Annotated in this window: 14 protein-coding genes; all 14 read left to right on the forward strand. The window is 61.7% G+C overall.

The features are described from left to right. Nucleotides 1-47 precede the first annotated feature (47 nt). The gene (locus V5279_RS18835; protein WP_338699846.1) at nucleotides 48-962 is read left to right on the forward strand and encodes a hypothetical protein; all 915 of its coding nucleotides are present in this window, start codon (nucleotides 48-50) and stop codon (nucleotides 960-962) included. Nucleotides 963-984: 22 nt separating this feature from the next. Continuing rightward, nucleotides 985-1314, forward strand: coding sequence for a hypothetical protein (locus V5279_RS18840; RefSeq protein ID WP_338699848.1), 330 nt, complete (start codon nucleotides 985-987; stop codon nucleotides 1312-1314). Between the two features lie 53 nt (nucleotides 1315-1367). Then, on the forward strand, nucleotides 1368-3371 hold the full coding sequence (locus tag V5279_RS18845) for a phage tail sheath subtilisin-like domain-containing protein (RefSeq protein WP_338699850.1): 2004 nt from the start codon (nucleotides 1368-1370) through the stop codon (nucleotides 3369-3371). Between the two features lie 227 nt (nucleotides 3372-3598). Beyond that, complete coding sequence (locus tag V5279_RS18850) at nucleotides 3599-4921, forward strand: phage tail sheath family protein (RefSeq protein ID WP_338699852.1); 1323 nt, start codon at nucleotides 3599-3601, stop codon at nucleotides 4919-4921. A 22-nt stretch (nucleotides 4922-4943) separates the two neighbouring features. Further along, nucleotides 4944-5390 carry a phage tail protein gene (locus V5279_RS18855; RefSeq protein ID WP_338699854.1) on the forward strand — a complete coding sequence of 149 codons (447 nt, stop codon included), beginning with the start codon at nucleotides 4944-4946 and terminating at the stop codon, nucleotides 5388-5390. Then, nucleotides 5387-5755 carry a hypothetical protein gene (locus V5279_RS18860; protein ID WP_338699856.1) on the forward strand — a complete coding sequence of 123 codons (369 nt, stop codon included), beginning with the start codon at nucleotides 5387-5389 and terminating at the stop codon, nucleotides 5753-5755. Before V5279_RS18855 ends, V5279_RS18860 begins: the two co-directional genes overlap by 4 nt. A gap of 17 nt (nucleotides 5756-5772) precedes the next feature. Beyond that, nucleotides 5773-5910 (forward strand): DUF6760 family protein, encoded by a 138-nt coding sequence (locus V5279_RS47085; RefSeq protein WP_414645935.1) that lies wholly within the window; start codon nucleotides 5773-5775, stop codon nucleotides 5908-5910. Between the two features lies 1 nt (nucleotide 5911). Then, nucleotides 5912-8305, forward strand: a complete 2394-nt coding sequence (locus V5279_RS18865) for a phage tail sheath family protein (RefSeq protein WP_338699858.1) — start codon at nucleotides 5912-5914, stop codon at nucleotides 8303-8305. Between the two features lie 12 nt (nucleotides 8306-8317). Further along, on the forward strand, nucleotides 8318-8803 hold the full coding sequence (locus V5279_RS18870; RefSeq protein WP_338699860.1) for a phage tail protein: 486 nt from the start codon (nucleotides 8318-8320) through the stop codon (nucleotides 8801-8803). A 17-nt stretch (nucleotides 8804-8820) separates the two neighbouring features. Then, nucleotides 8821-9372 carry a DUF4255 domain-containing protein gene (locus tag V5279_RS18875; protein ID WP_338699863.1) on the forward strand — a complete coding sequence of 184 codons (552 nt, stop codon included), beginning with the start codon at nucleotides 8821-8823 and terminating at the stop codon, nucleotides 9370-9372. Further along, a complete protein-coding gene (locus V5279_RS18880) occupies nucleotides 9353-11593 on the forward strand; it encodes an AAA family ATPase (protein WP_338699865.1) in 2241 nt (746 codons plus the stop codon). The genes V5279_RS18875 and V5279_RS18880 overlap by 20 nt, the downstream gene beginning before the upstream one ends. Next, nucleotides 11590-11874: a hypothetical protein gene (locus V5279_RS18885; protein ID WP_338699867.1), complete on the forward strand. Its 285-nt coding sequence runs from the start codon at nucleotides 11590-11592 to the stop codon at nucleotides 11872-11874. The genes V5279_RS18880 and V5279_RS18885 overlap by 4 nt, the downstream gene beginning before the upstream one ends. A gap of 740 nt (nucleotides 11875-12614) precedes the next feature. After that, entirely contained in the window at nucleotides 12615-13328 is a 714-nt protein-coding gene (locus V5279_RS18890) for a hypothetical protein (protein ID WP_338699869.1), read from the forward strand. A 12-nt stretch (nucleotides 13329-13340) separates the two neighbouring features. Further along, entirely contained in the window at nucleotides 13341-13991 is a 651-nt protein-coding gene (locus V5279_RS18895; RefSeq protein WP_338699871.1) for a LysM peptidoglycan-binding domain-containing protein, read from the forward strand. Nucleotides 13992-14041: the final 50 nt, after the last annotated feature.

Consider the following 14041-nt stretch of genomic DNA (forward strand, 5'->3'; position numbering starts at 1 on the left):
GGCGCGGAAGGATCGTGGGTCATGGCGGTGGGCCAGGGAGGTGGTTCGTGACTTCCGCTGAAGTGCATCAGAACCAGCTTTCATTCTTTGGCCGGATTGCCGATGACTTGACACGGCGGGTGCTCGGTCCTGGTGACATCACCGTGTCCATCGAAGGAAGCGTCCGGCAGGCGATTAAGAAGGCTGACGGTTACTTCGCTTTCTCCGACCTGGTTCCGTCAGCCACCGAATACCGCGTGCGCGTCGCCGCGCCGCGATATCAACATCGGACAATCTCACGATCGCTGGCTGTTGGCTCGGGTGCTGTCGAGCTGTCTTTGGCCGGCGAGGACGAGCTCTATGTCTCGATAGAAGCAGTCGTCCCAGGCCAGATGCAGGTGACTTTCGGCGAGCGGGTGGTGACTCCATCCATCGATACCGGTGCTCCGGTGATAGGTGAGGGTGACTTCGTCGGCGCATTGGCCGAGCCGTTAGAGGGGTATCACGCAAAAGGCGCCGTGCTCAACAAGATCGACGGGCTTGCGCCGGGTCAGTTGCTCCGGATCGTACGGAGCCAAAATCTTCTCGTGCGGCCGGGGCCTTACTACGCGTTTCCAGCCGGCACGACCGTGGCCGCATTCAAGGTGGTTGAAGCTGGACCAGCCAAAGCGCCCGTTGGTGGTGCCGCGATTGAGATCGCTGAAGTCGAAGGCACGGTCGCGAGAGTGGTGGACGTACAGGGGTTGCGGCTCGCGGTGTTCGGCCCTGTTGGGAGTTCCCTGGCGACGATCGCGCTCGATGCCGACGACATGAGAACGGTGACGAACGATCAAGGTGACGCGGTACTCTATTTTTTGGGTGAAAAGCCTCCGGGAGCGATGAAGGTCGCAGTTTCGAGGGCCGGTTATCAGGACGCAACGCTCACGATCAATCTATTGGCGGGCGGCCGCACGTTTCAGAACATTCAAATGACCAGGCAATAGCCACAGAGGCAAAGGCAAAGATATGGCCGAGACGACACAGCGACAGCAGGCGGCGTCGCGAGTCCTCGTAACCAACCTGTATCGGAACCAACCCATCCTGTTCCACGCACTTCGGGGCAGTGTGAGGCTCGGCCCATTCGAAACGCGCGAGCTCGACGCCGACGTCCTTGCTTCGCCCGAGCTGGCGTTTTTTGTGCGCGCTGGCCTGGTTCGGGTGACTGAGGCCGATGATTCAAAACCGGAGGTGAGCGACGAGGACCGCGCCGCGACGCGGCAAGCGGAGGCTCCGGCACCGGCGCCGGACGAGCTGCGCAGCGGTGCGCCCGAGGGCCGGGGTGCGCGGCGAAGGTGAACACGAATTGCAAGGACTTCTGCGGTCTCGATGCGAGATGAGGGAGAATTGACGTGCCAAGCTATCGTGCCCCTGGTGTCTATGTGGAGGAAATCTCGTCCGGGAGCCGCCCGATCGCAGCGGCGGGGACATCCACCGCGGCCTTCGTCGGCGTTGCCACAAAGGGGCCGGTCGGCACAGCAACGCTGGTCCCCAACCTGACTGAATTCGAGAAAATATTCGGTGGGCCCTATCCAATCCACAGGGGTCATTATTTGTACTACGCTGTGCGCCATTTTTTCGAGCAGGGTGGCACTCGCTGTTACGTCGTGCGGGTCGCGCATTTTGACGATGCCGCAACGGCGGCCGCGTCCTGCGCGTTCGGTGGCAAGCTCCCCGACGCGACCGCCGTTCCGGACGCTCTGAAGGTCAGCGCCATCAGCCCCGGCGATTGGGGCCAGGAACTGGCCGTCCAGGTCACCCCCTCGAGCAAATTCTCGGTCCGTCTGGCTGACGACATTGTGGCCGGCAGCACCACGCAAATCAGACTTGAGCTCAACGACCAGGTGCAACCTGGCACATTGCTCTGGTTTGCCGGTGATCCCGTCATCATCGGCCGGGTCGACGCTGTCAAGGATCCGAACGCGGGCACCATAACGCTCGGCAAGTTGCGGACGACCGACAAGCTGTTCGACGGCGAACTGAAAACCGACATGTCGGTGTTCGCCCCGGATTTCAGTTACGAAGGTCTGACCAAGCTTGACAGCCCGATTGCATTCACTGCTGGCGTGCCCCACGACCCGCAAAACTCGGCAATCAAGCTCAGCTCGTTGAAGAAGGCAGATGGAGGCCCGCTCCAGCCGGGAGACACGCTCGGCTTTGCTGCTAACGCGGCCCGCATCGTGGTCGACCGCGTGAGCGTGGAGCAGGTGACAGTGGAGGGAAGTTCGAAGCCTGTCACCCTCGTGGAATTCACAGCCCAAACGCTGCCGGCGTTTACCAGAGGCACGCGCGTATATGCGCGCGACTTCACGATATCCGTGCGAAAGGGCGATCAAGTCGTCGAGGTCCACGAGAATCTGTCATTGGTCAACAGCAATCACACGGATCATGTCGACATCCGGCTTGGGCCCGACAGCGCCGGCTCGCTGTTCATCATTGCAAGGGACGGCAGCGACAACAAGGATCTGACCTTGGTGGATCCAGGATCCGCATCGTTGCAGGGCGGCAGTGATGGACTGGACGCTCTCAAGGACGCCGACTTCATTGCGGGCGTTCAGGCCCTCACTCCAGTAAGAGACGCGTCGATCCTCGCCGTGCCCAACGCCAGTGTCCCGGTGTTGACGGACGCCCTGGGCTACTGTGAACGACGCGGTGATCTGTTTCTCATCCTCGAGAAGCCGAACACCGAGCCGGACCTGGAGGCCTTTCGAAATCCATTGAACAGCAAGTACGGCGCGCTCTATCACCCCTGGATCGAAGTCGCCGACGTCATGACGGGCCGACCCGTCCTGGTACCGCCGTCGGGCGCGGTTGCAGGAATCTATGCGCTGACCGACAGCCGTCGTGGCGTACACAAGGCGCCGGCGGGCCTGGATACAGGTAAGGTGGTCGTCGCCACCGGTGTCGAGAGGGCCCTGACGAAGGCCGAATATGACAGCCTGTACCCGCAAAAGATCAACGGTATCCTCAAGCAGCGCGACGGCATCTTTGTCTGGGGATCGCGAACGTTATCGGCTGACGACGAATGGTTGCAGGTGAACGTCAGAAGACTTTTCATTTTCCTCGAGAAGTCGATCGAGAACGGCACGCAATGGGTCACGTTCGAGCCGAACGATCTCACCCTGCGCAAGAGCATCGAGCGGAATGTGAGTGCGTTTCTGCGTATTCAATGGCTTGAAGGCAAGCTCGTCGGCAAGAGCGAGAAGGAAGCGTTCTTCGTTCAGTGTGATGCCGAAACCAACCCGCCCGAGGTGGTGAGTGCTGGCCAGGTCGTGACCGTCATCGGTGTCGCACCATCCCGGCCCGCGGAGTTCGTGATCTTCCGTCTGAAGCAGACCATCGATCGCACCAGCTGAAGCGCATTTCAGGGGAAGCAGGTATGCCAGAATATCTTTCACCGGCGGTCTATGTCGAAGAGGTCTCCTCCGGCGTCAAGCCGCTCGAGGGCGTCGGGACATCCACGGCCGGGTTTGTCGGGCTCGCCACCCGCGGGCCGATTGGAGTTGCGACACCGGTCAATAATTTCAGTGAATTCCAGCGAAAATTCGGTGACTTTTCGGGTGAGGCGCTTCTGCCGCTTGCCGTGAAGGCCTTCTTCGATGAAGGCGGCCACACCTGCTACGTGGTGCGCGCGTGCGTCCACGACAGTGCCGGAAAGCAGCTGCCGAAGGCAGCAGCTATCACACTGACGGCAGCAGGTGGCGGTACGCCGCCCAACGTTCTGGCCATCGAGGCGAACTCACCCGGAGCATGGGGAAACGGTCTCGCCGTCGCGGTCAAACATATGGACGGAGGTCGTTTCCAGTTGGATGTGCTGCAGGGCGGGCAGGTCGCCGAGCCAGCAATGACCAGGCTGTCGATGGATAAATCCAGCAAGGATTACGTCGAGACGCGCGTCAATGGAGTGTCCCAGTTCATCCATGTCACCGACAAGGTACCGGACCAGAGGCCCGCCGACCCGCGGCCGGCGCCAACGGCCGGCTTCGTTCCCCTCACGCAGGGCAGCGACGGAACGGGGAGCGCGGGCGACAACGACTATATCGGAAGCGATGGCTTGCAGGCCTTTGACAGCGTTGACGATGTCAACATCATCGCGGTGCCGGAGACGGTGGGGCGCGCCGTCCATGTCGCCGGCCTGGCATATTGTGAAAGGCGCCAGGACTGCTTCTACATCGCCGATTGTCAGCGCGCGATCACCGTCCCCAACGATGTTCTGGATTTCAAGGCGGCGGAAGGAGCATTCTTTGATGGCAATGCAATCAGCTCCAAATACGGTGCGCTTTATGCGCCCTGGATCGAAGTGCTCGACCCTCGCGGCGGCAAGATCGCAATCCCGCCGTCCGGTGCCGTCGCCGGCCGATATGCGGCCGTCGATGCGACGCGCGGCGTTCACAAGGCGCCCGCCGGTGTCGTTGACGGAAAGCTCATTTCGGCTCTTGGCCTGACCTTCAACTTCCTCGCAGCTGATCAGGAAAGGCTCAATCCGAAGGGCATCAACCTGATCAGGTCGTTTCCGGGCGTCGGCGCGGCGATCTGGGGCGCACGCACCGTCAGTGGTGATCCCGAATGGCGTTACCTCAACGTTCGACGGTTGTTCATCTTCCTGCGGCAATCCATTCTTGAGGGAACGACCTGGGTCGTCTTTGAGCCGAACGACCGCACGCTCTGGAAAAGCATCGAACGCAACGTATCGGCGTTCCTGCATCTGCAGTGGCTGAGCGGTGCGCTGGTCGGTGCCACGGCCGCCGAGGCCTTCTACGTCAAATGCGACGACGAAACCAATCCGCCCGAGTCGATCAAGCTCGGTCGGGTCGTTACGGAAATTGGCGTTGCGCCGTCGACGCCCGCTGAGTTCGTCATCTTCCGCATCATGCAGCAGGACGGCGGGCGCGGCTCTGCCGTGTGATCTTCGATGGAAGGAGTGTTAAATGGCTCATCGTGAGAACGATCCCTTCGCTTCATACAATTTCCTGATCGAGAGCGGGGGACTGATCCAGGCCGGGTTTTCGGAGTGCACCGGTCTCAATTCGGAGTCGAACGTCATCGAATACCGGGAAGGCGCCGATGACACGACTGCACGCAAGCTGATCGGCTTGAGCAAGTTTGGCAATATCGCACTCAAACGCGGTGTTGGTGTTGGACGGCAGATCTTCGAATGGCGAAAGATGGTGACCGAGCCGTCGGATGCTCCGGACCGCGAACCGCGCCGGAATATCTCCATCATCCTGCTCGACGAGAGCCGTACCGAGCGGCTGCGCTTCAACCTGAAGAATGCCTGGCCCTCGAAGTGGACCGGACCCGATTTCAAGGCGTCCGCGAACGAGATCGCCATCGAGCAGCTGGAAATCTGTCATGAGGGGGTGACCATCGCATGACCCTGCAAACCGAATACGAATTCACGCTTCCCAAGGGTTACGTCGACAGTGAGGGAAACCTGCACCGCAGCGGGATCATGCGGCTGGCCAACGCGCGGGATGAGATATTGCCGCTGGAGGATCCCCGGGTACGGCGCAATGAGGCGTATCTTCTCGTCATCCTGCTATCGCGGGTGATAACGCGGCTTGGTGATGTTCGCGACATGAATCCCGGCGTCATCGAGCGGCTGTTCGCGAGCGATCTTGCGTACCTCCAGGAATTCTACAACCGCATCAACGGCAACGGATCGAGCAAGCATGCCATCGTGTGCCCGCGCTGCGACGAGAAGTTCGAGATGGAGCTCGCACCCGCGGGGGAATTCTAGGCTACCCTCTGGAGCAGATGTTTCGGGAGGTAGCTTTCGTTGCGTATCACTTTCATTGGTCGCGGGATGAAATCTACGAAATGGTTCATCACGAACGGCGGCGGTGGGTAGAGGAAATCAGCCGGCTCAATGAGGCGGCCGCAAATGAGGGCTAGTATGGATCAGTTGGTCCGTGGGGCTCCGGGTCTTTACGCGCGGGGACTTGCGCCCGAGCCGTCGACCCCGTCGAGCGCCGTCGCCGGGTTTGTCGGGATTTCGGAGCGCGGTCCGCTGCACCAACCGCAGCCGATCTTCAGTTGGGACGAATATGTTTCGATTTTTGGTCAGCCGCTCGATCATGCGTTTCTCTCCGATGCGGTCCACGGCTTCTTTGGTAACGGCGGCAAGAAATGCTTCGTCGTTCGCGTCGGCGACCTCGGCGCAGGCAACGGTGACCAGAACGGCGATCATCTAGCGGCCGCGAAACGCATGCTCAAGGTCAGGGATGACGGAAGCATGATAGAGGTCGCTGCGATCAACAATGGGCGATGGGGCAATGAAATACAGGTCAGCGCCGGCGCCGGATCGCAACCCAACTTCCTGCTGACGAGCCTGGTTGCGGAGTCAATCGGGAATAAGCTCGGCCTGGACAGCACGCTCGACTTGATCGAGGGAATGAAAATCAACCTCGTTCCGCCGGGAAATCCGTTCGGTGCCGTGCCGGCAGTGATTAAGGACGTTGATCACAACAGCAGGACCGTGCACCTGCGCGATCCGCTCGATCGGAACCTTCCGCGCGGCACGGCGGTGTCGGGCGGCGGATTCAGGTTAACCGTGACCTGCGATGCGCTGATCGAGATCTTCGACAATCTCTCGGTTTCGCCGACACATGCGCGCTATTTTGCGGATGTGATCAACGCGCCGGATTCAATGCCCTATGGGGACCGGCCGGCTCGGGGCCATTCGATCCTGATCCAGGTCGCGCCTGGGCTGCGTGGGACGGGCCGATCGGTTCCGCCAGAAGCAGTGGAGAAATCGGGGCGCCTTACCGGTGGCGGCGATGGGTCGCGCAGCAGCTCCGGTCATCTGCGTCCTCCCGGCGGCGATGGCGTGATCACGCTGACCGCTCGTGCCGAGTATGCCGATGTGCGGGGAAGCCGGGGAAACAATATTGGCGTACGAGCCGTGGCATTTGGGACACGCGCGGCGTTGGCGGTCGCCGCCCGCGATCAGCGCGTCGTCGTCGAAAACGCCGACGGGTTCGCAGTTGGCGATGATTTGATCCTTCGTACCCCCGACACCGCATTGTCCGAAACGGCGAAAATTGGCGGGCTGCTTCCGGATAACGGAATCATCCTTGCCTCACCATTGAGCAACGCGTTTCCGGTCGGAGCGATCGTATCGGTCGACAAGCGGTTTTCGCTGCTGGTATTTCGAGGCGACGACCCTGAGCCGATCGAAACTCATCGCAATCTCAGCGTTGCCGACGGCCCGCGCTTTTTTGTCGGTCAGCTCGAACAAGCATCCAGGCTCCTCCGCGGCGCCGCTTCGAAAGCCGCGGAGGAGGGGGGCAACGTTGCCGAGGTGTCGTTGTCTGGCGGGCGCGATCCGGGCGACATGGAGGTGGGCTGGTACACGGGGTATCAAGGGGAGGCGTATTTTGCGCCTGCTGGCGGGACGCCCGGCGAGCGCTATGGGCTCGCCACACTGGAGGCCATCGGCGAGATCGATCTGGTCGCTGTTCCAGACCTCGCGAGCCAGTCCGGGACCCCGCCGGCTTCCGGGTCGGCCGATGATGAACCATATGTCCTGGCGCTGCGTCACGTCCTCCATCACGCGGCGACATGCGGTGATCGCCTTGCGCTGCTCGACGCGCCCGCAGGTACGGACCCCGGGCGGGTCATATCCATCGCCCAGCGTCTTGCGGACAACGACACCGCCAGGTTCGGAGCTCTCTACTATCCCTGGCTCCGCCTTGGAGACCGTGGGCCTGGGAGAACGGTTCCGCCGTCGGGCTTCGTCGCCGGCGTCATCGCGCAGGCCGATCAGTTTGGCGGTGTCAACCGCGCGCCTGCCAACTATCCGTTGAATGACGTGGTCGATCTGGAAATCCTGCTGGATGGGACCGAACAGGATCCCCTCAATCGGGCCGGCGTCAATTGCATCCGCAGGTTCGAGCGGCCGGTGATGGAATTGTGGGGAGCGCGGACGCTGAGCAGCGATCCTGCGTCACGGTATGTCAATGTCCGGCGGCTGGTGATTGCCGTCAAGAAGCTGCTGGGCAACTCACTCCAGTGGTCGGTATTCGAGCCCAACGGCCCCGCGCTTTGGGCGCGCATCCGGACTGCGCTGCAAAGCCAGATGCAGACGCTGGTGCTTGGCGGCGCCACGGCCGCCGGAGGAAGCGGGTCGTTCTTCGTCCAGTGCGACGCAGAGACAAATCCTCGGGAAACAAGCGAGGCCGGCCAGGTGATCGCCAGGGTTGGCATCGCTCCGACCGAACCCGCTGAATTCATCTTCCTGAACGTCACGCGTGCGCAGGGAAGTGTCAGTGTGACCGAGGCAGGCTGACGAGGTGTGTGAATGCGCAGAGTAAATGATCCCGTTGGCAATTTCCGTTTCGTCCTCGAGCTGGGCTTTATCCAGGCTGCCGCATTCAGCGAGTGCACCGGCCTCCAGCTGGAAACCAAGGTATTCGAGTATCGAGAAGGCGGGCGCAACTCGCACATGCTGAAGTTTCCGGATGGCGGAAGCGTCGGCGTCATCGCGCTCAAGCGCGGCGTGACGTCGGGTCCCGGATCCGATCTTCTCTATCGCTGGCAGCGCGACGTAATGGCGGGGCAGTTCGACCTTGCCGACAACCCCAATCGGCGGCCCGCGGATCCGAACCAGGATATCGACAACAAGATCGCGGTCATCCTCCTCGATGAAGTCGGATTTCCCGTCAAGCGCTGGCAGTTGTTTCGGCCGTTCCCGGTCAAATGGACGGGGCCCGAACTCAAGGCGAATGGCAGTGACGTCGCGATCGAGGCGCTCGAGATCGCATGTGAAGGCATCGAACTGACCTGAAGAGTTGGCTTTGAAAAATGGCACTCGGTGAGACCAACATCATCGGAGACGTCACGCAGACGCTGAAAAGCCTGCTGACGGAGCTCGATGTCACGCTGGAATCCCCGGCGACGCTGCCCACCGGCGGCGAGTCGGATTTCAAGAAGCTCAACCTCTTCCTCTATCAGGTGCTGGAGAACCAGTTTGCCAAGAACCGGCAATGGTTGTCGCCGTCGCCGGGCGTGCAGGAGTACCCGCCGCTCGCGATAGACCTCTATTACATGCTGACGCCGTATGCGAGGGACACCATCAGTGCGCATCAAGTGCTCAATCATGCGATGGCTGTGCTGCACGACAATTCCATAGTGACCGGTCCGCGCCTGCTCGGCGCGCTTGCGCATACCATCGAGCAACTGGCGGTCGTGATGTGTCCGGTGACGCTCGAGGAACTGACACGCATCTGGAACGCTTTGCAGAGCCCCTATCGCTTGTCCGTCTGTTATCAGGTGCGGATCGCGCTGATCCAGTCCGAAATTCGGCAAACCGTCCCGCGAGTGAGTCAGAAAGTCGATGTTTTCGAGCAGACGTGAGATCTTCGATGCCGCGGCATCTTTGGATGGATTCACCGGGAACGGCGACTACCTCCGTGCCGAGATGGATTGGCTGCGCCGCTTGATCCGTTACGAGATTGAAGATGCCAACAAGCGGGTAGACGGGTCCGCCGCCGATGAATTCGGCGGGTTGTATGTATCCCTAGAGCAGGTCGACCGGCATCTGACGGAACAAGGCCGCGTTCAAAAGGCTGGCGGGCGTGAGCCGCGCCATGGCGCGACCGATTTGAGCGACGCGCGGACGTCGCTTGAACGGCAGATTTCGCTGGCCGAAGCAGACGGTCTTGAGTTGCGGCTGCCGCTGGCCGCGCGCACCTTCGGACTCAATCATGTGGAGCGGACCGCGTTGTTGTGCTGCCTTGCCGCAGAGCTCGACATTGGAATGTCGCGTCTGTTCGCCTATCTGCAGGACGATGCGACGAGGAAGCGTCCGACGTTCGGGTTGCTTGCCAGGCTGGCGACGCAGAGCGACGTCGACCCGATCGGCGTACGGGAGATATTTGCTCCGTCCTCTCCATTGTTCCGATGCAAGCTGATCGAGCCGCCTTCCGATACGCTCGATATTGCGTTCCCGGCGATTGAGGCGCGCCTCGTCCCCGGGTTGACCGATTTTCTCGTCGGAAGCGACCGGCTTCCTTCCGCGCTCGGCGATGTCGCGGAAGTGGTCGTCGCGGCCGATCAACTCGATGAGCGAGCCTACTACCGGCGCCATCGCGCAATCATAGAGGAATTGCTTCGCTACCGGCTGTCAAAAGGGAGTCTTCCGCTGTGCTGCATCAGCGGCCCGGAAGGAGCGGGCAAGGCGCGCCTCACCGTCACCTTTGCCGCAGCAATCAGAAAAAACGTGCTGCGTGTGAGCGCGTCGAGGCTGTTGGCGGGCAGCGCGGGAGTTGAAAGCCTGAGCAACTTGCTTGCGCGTGAAGCACGTCTGCGCAACTGCATTATTCTGCTCGAAGACATCGACGAGCTCAGCGACGACGCGGAGCGCGAGAGGGCAAAGGTCCAGAGCATTGAAATTGCGCTTCGTACACTCGCCGGCTGTGACGTGATAGCGACGGGCGCAGCACCTGTCGCCGATTTGCGGCATCGCCTGCGTCCCCGACCGCTGCCCTTCGAGTTGACCTATCCGGCTCCGGGCGAGGCGGCGGAGCTGTGGCAGAACTTGCTGACCCCGCATCCCGGTGCCAGGAGCGCTGTCGACGTCTCGGCACTCGGCGGCAAGTTTCGCTTCACGCCGGGGCAAATCGAACGTGCGATCGATGCTGCGGTCGCGGCCGCCCCGAAAGATAACGCCGGTCGTGCTGTTGTCAGTAGCGCGGCGCTTCACGGCCGGTGCCGTGACGAGGCAGAACGAAACCTGCACGCGTTCTGCCACAAGATTGTTCCGCGTCACGGCTGGACTGACATTGTCCTGCCGGGAGATACATTCGCGCAATTGAAGGAAGTATGCCATTGGGCCAGGCATAGGTCGCAGGTCTATGAGGAATGGGGATTCGGCTCGAGCGTAGGGCCGATTCAGGGGGTGGCGGTCCTGCTTTCAGGTGCCTCGGGCACCGGCAAGACGATGAGCGCCGAGATCATCGCCAATGACCTTGAGATCGATCTGTTTCGAATCGATCTGTCGCGCATCGTCAGTAAATATATCGGGGAGACGGAAAAAAACCTCAGCCGCATTTTTTCGCAGAGCGCGAGCAACAACTGCGTGCTGTTTTTCGACGAGGCGGACGCCCTGTTTGGCAAGCGAACCGAAGTCAAGGACGCGCACGATCGCTACGCCAACATCGAAATAAACTATCTGCTGACCGAGATAGAGCGTTACCAGGGGGTAATCGTTGTCGCCACGAACATGAAGGGAAATGTTGATCCGGCCTTTATCCGCCGGTTCAGCCATGTTGTCGAATATCCGATGCCCAATGCGCGGCTGCGCGAGGCGATCTGGAGAAAATCGTTCCCAAACAGGACGCCGCTAGCCGCCGACATTGACTTCGCATTCCTGGCGCAGAATTTCGAACTGTCGGGCGGCAACATAAAGAACATCGCCCTGAGCAGCGCGTTTCTCGCGTCGGCCGAGGGCGGCGGGATCACGATGGGACATGTGATTCTCGCCACCAAACGGGAATACCAGAAGATCGGCCGCGTCTGCTCAAAATCCGATTTCGGACATCATTATGCATTGGTGCGGGAGCGCGATGCGCCATGAAAGAGCTCGACAAGAAGCACGATGACGAGATGCTCGTGGTTCACAAGCCGCCGACGGCAAGGAATGCGGGAGTGCCTTCCGCCGGGCCGGAAGCGTTACCTCAAGACGTTGCCAGGCTCGCAGCCCGCCTGGCCGCGAGTTCGGCCGGCGAACGCGCGCGGCTGATTGGCCTGATTCAAAACCAGTTCGGAAACGCCTTTGTGACGCGCGTGCTGCATGCGGTGCGCGACGGTGCGGCGGCGCCTGTCGCAGGCAGGCCCGCAGGAGGGGGAGGGCGATGAGCGGCCTTCATTCGCGATGGCTGGCCAGAGAACGAAGATGGCGTTCGGTCCCTGGGAGGGGCGGGTCGGTCGCAGCCGGCCGGCTACGGATGTTAGCCGGCCCTCGGCGATTGCGGCAGTTCGCACGCAATGTGCTCGCGGGGAGGTTCCGCCGCCGCGAACGAACGCACGCCTCGCTTGACTTTCTTTTGCTCGGCAGGCGGGAGCGCGGCCCGCGCCAGGCCTTCCCATTGGTGCTGGCGGCAGTTCATCGCTCGATAGTACCTGCGGCCTTGCTGCCGCGCCTACACCGGGAGCGCCCTGAGGCGACGAGAGTGCCGAACTCGCGCGCGCCGGGGCTTGGTGCGGTTAGCGCACCGGTCGCCATTACGAGGCCGGGGCGGCACGTCGGGATTCGCGAAACGACCCGCGATCGGAGGTTTGTCGAGCGCGAACTGTGGCGCATAGTCCTGCTTGCGACGCGGCGTAGCGGGCGCCGGCGCGCTCGGGATGAACTTGCGCCGGTTAGCACGCCTTTGCAGCGCGCAGTTTCGCCGGCCTCGGGCGCGGCGACAATTTCGGGCCTTTCCCCCGGGGCCCAGGCATGGCCGCTCAAACGAACGCTGCTTTCATCAGGGATCGCGGCGTCGACCCCTTCGGCGTACGGGTCGGATCGGCCCGGGGCGGCAACACCAACAAAGGCGGCCCGCGGTGACAGCCGGAACATTCGAGTCACAGATCGCCGGCAGTGGAGGAGTGTGGTGACCGTAGCCGCGCCGTTGCGGGTGACATCGTCGGTGACGTCAGCCAATACGGTTTCTCATAATCCTTCCGCTGAGGCGGTTCCCGGCTCGCCAGGTTCGATCATCACAGCGCGGCAGCGGTCTGTCAGGGTTGAACGCGTGGCCGCCTTATCACGTGCGCCGCGGCCGGCCCGACTGGTCAAGCACGGAACCGGCACGGCCGTCCGGCAGACTCAAGGCATTCCCGGCCGTGTGTTGCCGATGTTGGCGCGGCAGGCCGCGGGATTGTCTGTTCGTGCAACTCCGATCCGGCCGGCATCGCAACGCAATATTCGACCCGACGATGTCATGATGGCTCGCTCGATCTCGAACAACGCGGTGCCGCCAGCGGGACTTCTTGCGCAAAGGCTCAGGAGAGAAGAGCACGCCCCGAAGCAATCCCGGCACATCGTCCTGGCCCCGTCGCGCCCGGCGCCCGGTCGGCAGTGGCGCGGCGACGCCGCTGTACCCGTCGCTTCGGCGCCGGCACGATCGCGATCGGCGCACGAGGCGGCTCTTGCCGATCTGGAGAAGTCGCTGGCGGCGAAACTGACGCGGACCATCGACAAGCGCGTTGCGACGACAGTTGAGAAAAGCCTGAGCATCGACGCCGGGTATTCGCAAGCGATAACCGAGCATGTCTACGCAACGCTGTATGACAAGATGGTGCTCGAACGAGAGCGGCTGGGTTGAGGAGACGACGTCATGGTCGAACGTCTGGAAAAGATGCGGGTCCGGAACCTGGATACCGGAGACAGTTTCTTCGTGCTGTTCAACCCGAGCGAATACTCCTTTGAAGATGCATCGCACTGGGTAGACCAGGACAAGATGGGCCAGAAGCCCGAGCTCCAGTACACGGGCGGCGACCGCAAGAAGCTCACGATAGAGCTCTTCCTCGATACGTTCGAGGCGCGCACGGACGTGCGGCAGCACACGCAGAAGATTGCTGGTCTGCTGGTATTCAACAAGGAAAAGCACCGGCCACCGAAGGTGGAGTTGAGCTGGGGTCCCACGGCGCCGGGTGGCGCGTACGCCGAGCTGCCGTTCGTCTGCGTGCTCGAGTCGTTGAAACAGCAATTCGTGATGTTTCTGGGCGACGGAACGCCCGTCAGAGCCAAGCTGTCGGTCGCGTTTCTGGAATTCACGTTGCCTGAGGAGGAGTTACAGAAGAACGAGCCTCACTCACCGGACTTGACCAAGATCTATGTCGTCAAGGTGAGGGATACAGTCAGCTCGATCGCAGGACTGTTCTACGATGACCCCACCAAGTGGAGGCATATTGCTTCCGCCAACGATATCGACACCCCGCGCGAACTGACGCCGGGCCTCGTACTGCGCATTCCAAAGATCGCTTGACGGATTGAGTGAAGCCCGCCGATGCCCGATCACAGCACAACACCCGAGAC

The sequence above is a fragment of the Bradyrhizobium sp. 26S5 genome (genome assembly GCF_036923295.1).
Classification (GTDB): domain Bacteria; phylum Pseudomonadota; class Alphaproteobacteria; order Rhizobiales; family Xanthobacteraceae; genus Bradyrhizobium; species Bradyrhizobium septentrionale.

Bases quoted from the DNA above. Each gene is read 5' to 3' on its own strand.
- V5279_RS18840 (WP_338699848.1), top strand. From the start codon at position 985: ATGGCCGAGACGACACAGCGACAGCAGGCGGCGTCGCGAGTCCTCGTA.
- V5279_RS18855 (WP_338699854.1), top strand. From the start codon at position 4,944: ATGGCTCATCGTGAGAACGATCCCTTCGCTTCATACAATTTCCTGATC.
- V5279_RS18860 (WP_338699856.1), top strand. From the start codon at position 5,387: ATGACCCTGCAAACCGAATACGAATTCACGCTTCCCAAGGGTTACGTC.
- V5279_RS47085 (WP_414645935.1), top strand. From the start codon at position 5,773: ATGTTTCGGGAGGTAGCTTTCGTTGCGTATCACTTTCATTGGTCGCGG.
- V5279_RS18865 (WP_338699858.1), top strand. From the start codon at position 5,912: ATGGATCAGTTGGTCCGTGGGGCTCCGGGTCTTTACGCGCGGGGACTT.
- V5279_RS18870 (WP_338699860.1), top strand. From the start codon at position 8,318: ATGCGCAGAGTAAATGATCCCGTTGGCAATTTCCGTTTCGTCCTCGAG.
- V5279_RS18875 (WP_338699863.1), top strand. From the start codon at position 8,821: ATGGCACTCGGTGAGACCAACATCATCGGAGACGTCACGCAGACGCTG.
- V5279_RS18880 (WP_338699865.1), top strand. From the start codon at position 9,353: ATGTTTTCGAGCAGACGTGAGATCTTCGATGCCGCGGCATCTTTGGAT.
- V5279_RS18885 (WP_338699867.1), top strand. From the start codon at position 11,590: ATGAAAGAGCTCGACAAGAAGCACGATGACGAGATGCTCGTGGTTCAC.
- V5279_RS18895 (WP_338699871.1), top strand. From the start codon at position 13,341: ATGGTCGAACGTCTGGAAAAGATGCGGGTCCGGAACCTGGATACCGGA.